General features: G+C 67.4%; 6 protein-coding genes and 1 pseudogene. 5 read left to right on the forward strand and 2 right to left on the reverse strand.

Annotated features, from left to right (window positions below; translation table 11 throughout):
• The 4 genes and pseudogenes from ACQKJZ_RS16610 to ACQKJZ_RS16625 all read left to right on the forward strand — a co-directional run.
• Positions 1 to 256: pseudogene (locus ACQKJZ_RS16610) on the forward strand (hypothetical protein); the annotation flags it as partial.
• Between the two features lie 5 nt (positions 257 to 261).
• Positions 262 to 534 (forward strand): barstar family protein, encoded by a 273-nt coding sequence (locus tag ACQKJZ_RS16615; protein WP_427732479.1) that lies wholly within the window; start codon positions 262 to 264, stop codon positions 532 to 534.
• Positions 534 to 2,387, forward strand: coding sequence for an acetyl/propionyl/methylcrotonyl-CoA carboxylase subunit alpha (locus tag ACQKJZ_RS16620; protein WP_427732481.1), 1,854 nt, complete (start codon positions 534 to 536; stop codon positions 2,385 to 2,387). Before ACQKJZ_RS16615 ends, ACQKJZ_RS16620 begins: the two co-directional genes overlap by 1 nt.
• Positions 2,384 to 2,833: a MaoC family dehydratase gene (locus ACQKJZ_RS16625; RefSeq protein ID WP_427732483.1), complete on the forward strand. Its 450-nt coding sequence runs from the start codon at positions 2,384 to 2,386 to the stop codon at positions 2,831 to 2,833. The genes ACQKJZ_RS16620 and ACQKJZ_RS16625 overlap by 4 nt, the downstream gene beginning before the upstream one ends.
• A 94-nt stretch (positions 2,834 to 2,927) precedes the next feature.
• Here the strand turns inward: ACQKJZ_RS16625 and ACQKJZ_RS16630 are convergent, their stop codons facing one another.
• On the reverse strand, positions 2,928 to 4,994 hold the full coding sequence (locus ACQKJZ_RS16630; protein WP_427732489.1) for a TonB-dependent receptor: 2,067 nt from the start codon (positions 4,992 to 4,994) through the stop codon (positions 2,928 to 2,930).
• A gap of 338 nt (positions 4,995 to 5,332) precedes the next feature.
• Positions 5,333 to 7,090, reverse strand: a complete 1,758-nt coding sequence (locus tag ACQKJZ_RS16635; protein ID WP_427732485.1) for a M1 family metallopeptidase — start codon at positions 7,088 to 7,090, stop codon at positions 5,333 to 5,335.
• A gap of 138 nt (positions 7,091 to 7,228) precedes the next feature.
• On the opposite strand from ACQKJZ_RS16635, the gene ACQKJZ_RS16640 reads away from it, so the two are divergent.
• Positions 7,229 to 8,454, forward strand: a 1,226-nt coding sequence (locus ACQKJZ_RS16640) for an LON peptidase substrate-binding domain-containing protein (RefSeq protein WP_427732487.1), incomplete at its 3' end; no start/stop codon positions are given.

Below are 8,454 nucleotides of genomic sequence, written 5' to 3' on the forward strand. Positions count from 1 at the left end.
GGTGACTGGAGTTAAGATGTGTACTCTGCCGATCGGCGAGGCGGACAATTGGACGCCGGACGAGGCCGAAGCGTTCAAGGCGCCGATCCGTCAGCGTTACGAAGATGAGGGCAATCCCTGGTACGCGACCGCGCGGCTGTGGGATGACGGTATCGTCGATCCCGCACAGACGCGCGATGTGCTGGGCCTGGCGCTGGATGCCTGCCTCAACGCCCCGATCGCGGAGGCGCCCCGCTTCGGGGTGTTCCGCATGTAATGGCGATGGACCTGACCATCGACGGGGCGAGCGTGGTGGACGAGGCCGATTTTCATGCCCGTATCCGCGACGCCTCGGGCGTCGAATGGTATGGCGGCAGTCTGGACGCGCTGTTCGATCTGTTGATCGCGGTGGTCGAGCCGCCGATCGTGCTGACCATCACCAATGCCGCCGCCGCGCGAAAGGTGATCGGGGCGCGGTTCGATCGCATCCTGACCGTGATCCTCGACGCCATCGCCGAGCGGCCGGGTGCCATCACGTTGAAGTTGGAATCCTGATGATGAAGAGCCTCCTCATCGCCAATCGCGGCGAGATCGCCTGCCGCATCATCCGCACTGCGCGCGAGATGGGCCTGCGCACGATCGCGGTCTATTCCGAGGCCGATGCGAAGGCGCTGCATGTCCGCATGGCCGATGAAGCGATCCCGATCGGCCCGGCGCCTGCGCGCGAAAGCTATCTCGACGCGGCGCGCATCCTTGATGCCGCGCGCGAAAGCGGGGCGGAGGCGATCCATCCCGGCTATGGCTTCCTGTCGGAGAATGCCGAATTTGCGGAAAGCGTGATCGCCGCCGGGCTGATCTGGGTCGGACCGAACCCCGACAGCATCCGCGCCATGGGCCTGAAGGACGCGGCCAAGGCGCGCATGATCGCCGCCGGCGTGCCCGTCACGCCAGGTTATCTGGGCGAGGACCAGTCCCCCGACCGCTTGGCCGCCGAGGCGGAGGCGGTCGGTTATCCCGTGCTCATCAAGGCGGTCGCGGGCGGCGGTGGCAAGGGGATGCGCCGCGTCGACGACCCCGCCGCGTTCGCCGAGGCGCTGGCGTCGTGCCGTCGTGAGGCGGCGGCCTCGTTCGGCGACGACCGGGTGCTGATCGAGAAATATATCCTCTCGCCGCGTCATATCGAGGTGCAGGTCTTTGGCGACCGCCACGGGCATGTCGTGCACCTGTTCGAGCGCGACTGCTCGCTGCAACGCCGCCACCAGAAGGTGATCGAGGAAGCCCCCGCGCCCGGCATGGATGACGCCACGCGCGAGGCGGTGTGCGGGGCGGCCGTCCGCGCCGCGCAAGCCGTGGACTATGTCGGCGCGGGCACGATCGAGTTCATCGCCGACGCCTCCGAAGGCTTACGCGCCGACCGGGTGTGGTTCATGGAGATGAACACCCGCCTCCAGGTCGAGCATCCCGTCACCGAGGCGATCACCGGTGTCGATCTGGTCGAGTGGCAACTGCGCGTCGCGGCGGGCGAGCCCTTGCCGATGGCGCAGGCCGACATTGCGATCCACGGTCACGCCATCGAAGCGCGGCTCTATGCCGAGGATCCGGCCAAGGGTTTCCTGCCCGCGATCGGCACGCTGGAGGTGTTCGACCTTGGCGACGATCCCGCGATCCGCATCGACACCGGCGTCGAGGAAGGCGCGGAGATCACCCCCTGGTACGACCCGATGATCGCCAAGGTCATCGCCCATGGCGACACGCGCGAGGAAGCGCGCGAGGCGCTGGCCGATGCGCTCGACGAAGCGGTGATCTGGCCGGTGCGCACCAATGCGGGGTTCCTGGTCGAGGCGCTCGACCATCCCGACTTCGCGAGCGGCCAGGTCGATACCGGCCTGATCGCGCGTGAGGGCGAGGCGTTGATGCCGCCGACCGAACCGTCCGAAGAGGCACTGGCCGAGGCCGCCGCCGCGCTGGTCGGGCAGGACGAATTGTCGGGCTTCCGCCTGAACGCCGCGCCCCGACGGAGCGCGCGCTTCCTGCTCGACGGGCGCGCCATCACCGTCGATTTTGCGCACGCGGGCGAGGTGCCCCCGGCGCCGTCCGACGCGGTGTTGATCTCGGAGGGCGGGCAGAGCTGGTCCTTCACCCGCTGGCGCGCCGATGGGCTGGCGGCGGGCGGGGCGGGGGACGGCGCGATCCTGTCGCCCATGCCCGGCCGGATCATCGCGGTCGCCGTGACCGAGGGTCAGGCGGTCAGTGCAGGCCAGCCGCTCGTCACGCTGGAGGCGATGAAGATGGAGCATGTCCTGACCGCACCGTTCGACGGCGTCGTCACCGACCTGAAGGCCGAGACCGGCGGACAGGTGGCCGAAGGGATCGCGCTGGTCCGCATCGTTGCCGAGGATGCGGCATGAGTGGGCGCTTCTTCGACGACTGGACGATCGGAGACCGGATCGAGCATCCGATCCGCCGCACCGTGACCGAGACGGACAATCTCCTGTTCTCGACCATGACCCACAACCCCCAGCCGCTGCACATCGATGCGGAGGCGGCGAAGGCCAGCGAGTTCGGACAGATCCTCGTCAACGGCACCTTCACCTTCTCGCTGATGGTCGGGCTGTCGGTCGGGGAGACGACGCTGGGGACGCTGGTGGCGAATCTGGGTTATGACGAACTGGTCATGCCCGCGCCGGTGTTTCTGGGCGACACGCTGCGCGCGACGAGCGAGGTGACGGCGTTGCGGACAAGCAAGTCACGGCCCGGCGCGGGGTTGGTGACGTTTCGGCACGAGGCGCTGAACCAGCGGGACGAGGTGGTCTGCCGCTGCCTTCGGACCGCGCTAGTGAAAAAGCGGGGGTAAGGCGAAGCGTGGCCTTCGACTACGCTCAGGCTGAACGGACCTTGGTACTAGACCCCGTTCGCACTGAGCGAAGTCGAAGTGCACGCCCCATCGCTCACAAGCGCGTCCGCACCCCGACCCACAACGTCCGCGGCGTCGCTCGCTCGATCACCCCCGCGCCGCTATACGCCGCCTCGACCCGCGCATCGGCGAGGTTTTCGGCTCGTGCCTCGATCAGCCAGCCGGTCAGGATGGGCACCGCCGCATAGGCGTCGAAGGTCGTCGCGGGCGCCAGCGAGCGGCTGTTCTGGTCGTCCTCGAACTGCCGCCCGATATGACGCACGGTGCCGCTGAGTGCTGCGCCGCGCCGTTCCACTCCCAGCGTCGCCGATAGTTGATCGCGCGGGGTCTGGGCCGGGCGCAGGCCGGCGAGCGCGGCGGCGGTACCCGAGGCGCGAACCCGCGCATTCGTCCGGGACCAGGATCCGCGCGCCTGGATCGGCCCGGCGGTCCAACTCGCATCCAGCTCGAACCCCTCGGCGCGGATCGCATCCAGATTGCGGCGCATCCGGTACACGCCATTGGCGGCAACGAAGCCGACGCCGGGGAAGATCCCCGGTCCCCGGCCGATCGTCACATTGGCGATGGCATCGGTCAGACGGTTGACGAAATAGGTGCCCGACAGGCGCAGCCCGGCCATCGGCGTCAGGTCGAAGCCGCCCTCGACCCCCTCGACCCGTTCGGGGTTGAGCCCGGCATTGGCGGCGGTCGCATCGGCACCTGCGCGGAACGGGCGGTACAACTCGTTGAGCGTCGGCAACCGCCACCCGCGATAGGCGGCGGCGCGCAGCGACAGCGGCGTGATCGGCCGGACCGCCAGCCCGACGCGGCCCGTAAATTCCTGCCCCGACCGGTTCGGAAAATCCGTGTCGGTCAGCACGGCGCCGGTCGCCAGCGCGGCTTCGTCCAGCCGGCCATTGCGGATGCGCCAGTCGTCGATCCGCGCCGCCGCCGTCACGGTTGCGATGCCGAACACCGCGCTGCCATCGGCGAACAGGCCCATCGTCCGAGTAGCCCCGCCCGCCTCGCGCCGCCGCGTCGGCAGAGCGTTGACGAAGGTGTAGAGCTCCTGCGTCCGCCCGCTGGTATCGCGGACATCACCGCCCAGCCGCAGCCTGATCGCATCGCCCAGCGGTGGCGATACCTCCACCCGCGCGCCCAGCCCCGTGGCGGGGACATTATACTGGTCGAGGGTGAGGGTGGCGGTCGTCCGCGCGGCGTTCACACCGGCATAGCGCGAGGCGAATTGCCGCGTCTGGACATAGGCCAGTGCGGACCAGCCCCATGCGCCGCGCCCGACCAGGCGGATGCTGGCATCGGCCCCGTCCGAGCGATTGTCGGTGAAGTCGGTCCCCCGGTCGCGCGCGTCATGAAAGGCGGCGAGCGTCATCTGCAACTCGGTCGCCGGCGCGATCCCGATCACGCCGCGCGCCGCACCCGAATATTGTTCGTACGGCGCGGGCCGGTCGACTGGCCCGCGCTGCCCCTCGACGATCGGAATGAAGCCGTCACCGCGGGCATAGGCGCCCGATACGGTCAGGAAGCCGCCGTCCCGCACCAAGGAGGCCGATCCTTGCGCATCGACCGAATTGCGACTGCCATAGGCGACGGCCAGGTCGAGCGGGGACAATTGGTCGGGGGTGGCGCTGTCCATCTCGATCGTGCCGGCCAGCGCGCCCGGCCCCCAAAAGCCCGATCCACCGCCGCGCGTCACCCGGATGCGCCCGATCCGCCCGGTGGCATAGGCGGGAAACACGACCCATCCGCCGAAGGGATCGGCCTGGGGCACCCCGTCCAGGACCAGTAGCGCCCGGCTGGACGCGTTGCCGCCCAGTCCGCGCAATGTGATGCCCTGCGACGTGGGATGCGCCGAGCGGCTATCGGAGCGGCGAAATTGCTGAAGCCCCGCCACATCAGCCAGCACATTCTCCAGCCGGCGCGACGCGTTCTGTTCGATCCGCGTCCGGTCGATCGTCACCACGTCGAACGCCCGGTCGCCGGGCTGGTCGGCCAGGCCCCGGCCGGTGACGGTGATGGTCGAACCCTGCGTCTCGCCGGTCTGGGCGGACACGGTGGCGGGGGCGGTCATCGCCAGGGCGAGCAAGGGCAGGCGTGGAAACATGGGCATGATGGTCTGGAAATCCCCTTTGACGCGGCCGCGCTTCCTTGCTCGGAATGTCGCGACAGGAGTGAGACGAACCAGACGCGTGACGGGTCCCGATCGGACACGCCAAGCCGATACGAATGTCATGTTCCCTGCGGAGCGGGCGCCCGGTGGCGCCTGATACGCAGCCATGAAAGGCACCGCGTCCGCTCCTGTCCGCCAGCAGCCATCATCGCTACGACGCGCATGCCCAACCCGGGAGCAACGCGATCAGCTGCGCCCGTGCGATCCGAAAGTCGAGGCCCACCGCTCCGCTCAAGCGGAACGGAAGGCGCAAGGTCGCGCATGAGGGGGGATCAGTTCGTCTTCTTCTTCGCCGCCTGTTCCGCCTTCCATGCCTGATACGCCTCGATCGCGGTCGAGCGTTTCAGGATCTTCGCCCAGGGATCGACCACGACATGCGCGCCCGCCGGCACGGTCAGCGTACCGGTGCCGCCCGTCATCGGCAGCGTCTCGATCTGGTCGCCGATCTGCACCTCGACGGGCAGGGGGAAGGGTAAGCCGCCCGGCACCTTCCAGGTCAGCGTCAACCGATCCCCGTCCCGCGTCTCGACGATCTCGGGCAGCGCGGCCTGACGCAGATAGACATTGAAGAACCAGCCATAATCGCGGCCCGTGACCTGCCGGACAAAGCCTTCATATTCGCGGGTAGAGCCATAGCGCGGGCTGAAATTGCCCGGCTTCGGATCGGTGCGGCCATAGACGGCCAATCGCGTGACGTCCCAGAACGCCTTGTCCCCGATCAGATTGCGCAGGGTGTGGAGCATCCACGACCCCTTCATATAGATGTCGAGACCGGGGCCGCCCTTGGCCGGTTCGTAGACATCCTGCTCGGTCATGCTGTGATCGTGGACGATAGGTGCCTTGTTGGCGATCTGCCCGCGCTGCGCGTCCATCATCACCGCATAGCGCGCCTCGCCCTCGCGCCAGCGGCCGTAGGAGGGCTGCATATAGCTGCCATAGCCTTCGTGCAGCCAGAAATCGTCCCAGTCGACATTGGTCAGCTGGTTGCCGAACCATTCATGGCTGAACTCGTGCTGGAACAGCCAGTCGAAGCCTTCGGGCGCCTTGGCATATTCATTGCCATAGGCGTTGATCGTCTGGTGCTCCATGCCCTTGTGCGGCGTCTCGACCACGCCCAGCTTCTCGTTGCCAAAGGGGAAGGGGCCGATGGTGGATTCGAAGAAATCCAATGTCGGCGCGAATTCGGCGAACAGCCCCTCGGCCTTTTCCTTCTCGCCGGGCAGATACCAGTAGAACATCGGGATCGTGTTGCCGAAGCGGCTCTTATAGCTGCCCTCGACCACCTCATAGGGACCGACATTCAGCGCGATGGCATAGGTGTTGGGATGCCTGGTCCGCCAGTTCCAGCGGGTGCGCCCGTCGGCCAGCGTATCGACGCCGAGCAGCACGCCGTTGGACGGGGCCTTCAGCCCCTTGGGCACGGTGATGTGCAGCGTGACCTCGCCTAGTTCACCCATCGGATAGTCGAGGCAGGGCCAGAACAAGTCGCAGCCATAGCCTTGCGCCGTCGTCGCGAACCAGGGGCGGCCGTCCGGGGTCTGCGCCCAGACGACCCCGGTATCCCAAGGCGCGCGCACCGCAACATGGGGCGTGCCGCCATAGGTGATCTTCGCGCTGACCGTCTGTCCGGCGCGAAGCGGGCGGGGCAGCGTGATGACCAGCTGCCCTTCCGGGTTCGACCATGCAGCCGGCTTGAGCGGCCGGCCGTCGATCGCGATCGCCTTGACGGGCAGATTGCGGTCGAGATCGATCACCAGCCGCGAAAGCGGCGTCTTGGCGGTAAAGTCCAGCACCGCGATGCCGTTCAATTCGCGTGTGTCAGGCAGAACCTCGAACGACAGATCGGCGCGGTCGAAGCGGACGGCCAGCTGCTCTGGCGGGCGAACGCCGCCCGACACCATGGTCTGCGCGGTCAGTGGCGGCTCGCCCTTGGCTGGCAGGAGCTTCGCCGTCTGTGCCGGGGCGGGGCCGGCGACCAGCAGCAGGGAAGAGGCCAGCAAGCCCGTGACGCATTTCCGTATACGATCCATCGGCCCATGGTGTCGCGCAACGTCCGGTGCTTGGCAAGCCGCCCGGCGTCGATTGGTCGCAGCGGGAATTGATGGATCGGCAACCCTCCCCATATATACCAATGAAACAGGCCCCGGTCGGGGCCGACCGGAGTTTGCATGAACCAGTCCTATCCCGTCCTTCCGCTGCGTGACATCGTCGTCTTCCCGCACATGATCGTGCCCCTGTTCGTCGGTCGCGACAAATCGGTCGCGGCACTAGAAGCGGCGATGGCGGCGGACAAGGAGATTTTCCTGGTCGCCCAGCTCGATCCCGCCGAAGACGACCCCACGCGCGAGGATCTGTACGAGATCGGCGTCACCGCCACCGTCCTGCAATTGCTCAAGCTGCCCGATGGCACCGTCCGCGTGCTGGTCGAGGGCAAGACGCGCGGCCGTCTGGCCGAGCTGGACGAATCGGGCGCGTTCCTGACCGCGACGATCGACACGGCGCTGGTCGAGGCGGACGAGACCGGGCTCGAAGCGCAAGACCATGACATGAAGGCGCAGATCGCCGCGCTGATGCGCTCGGTGGTCGACCAGTTCGAGAATTACGCCAAGCTCAACCGCAAGCTGCCCGCCGAGACGGCAGTCCAGCTGGCCGAGATCGAGGACCCGGCACAGCTGGCGGACTCGGTCGCCGCGAACATCTCGGTCAAGGTCGCCGACAAGCAGGCGCTGTTGGTGGAAACCGATCCGGCCAAGCGGCTTGAGATGGCCTATGCCCTGATGGAGGGCGAACTCGGCGTCCTGCAGGTCGAGAAGAAGATCAAGAGCCGCGTCAAGCGCCAGATGGAGAAGACGCAGCGCGAATATTATCTCAACGAACAGCTGAAAGCGATCCAGCGCGAGCTGGGCAATGAGGGCGAGGATGGCGACGGCGACGAGATCGCCGAGCTGACCCAGAAGATCGCGACGCTGAAGCTGTCGAAGGAAGCGCGGACCAAGGCGACCGCCGAGCTGAAGAAGCTGAAGACCATGGCGCCGATGAGCGCCGAGGCGACGGTCGTGCGCAACTATCTGGACGTGCTGCTCGGTCTGCCCTGGGGCAAGAAGTCCAAGGTCAAGAAGGACATTGCGGCGGCGCAGGCGATCCTCGACCAGGATCATTATGCGCTGGAGAAGGTGAAGGACCGGATCGTCGAATATCTGGGCGTGCAGGCGCGCACCAACAAGCTGAAGGGGCCGATCCTGTGCCTCGTCGGCCCGCCGGGCGTCGGCAAGACCTCGCTTGGCCAGTCGATCGCCAAGGCGTGCGGGCGCGAGTTCATCCGCCAGAGCTTGGGCGGCGTGCGCGACGAGGCCGAGATTCGTGGCCATCGTCGGACCTATATCGGCTCGCTGCC

The sequence above is a fragment of the Sphingomonas sp. NPDC019816 genome, from assembly GCF_050274375.1.
Lineage (GTDB): Bacteria > Pseudomonadota > Alphaproteobacteria > Sphingomonadales > Sphingomonadaceae > Sphingomonas.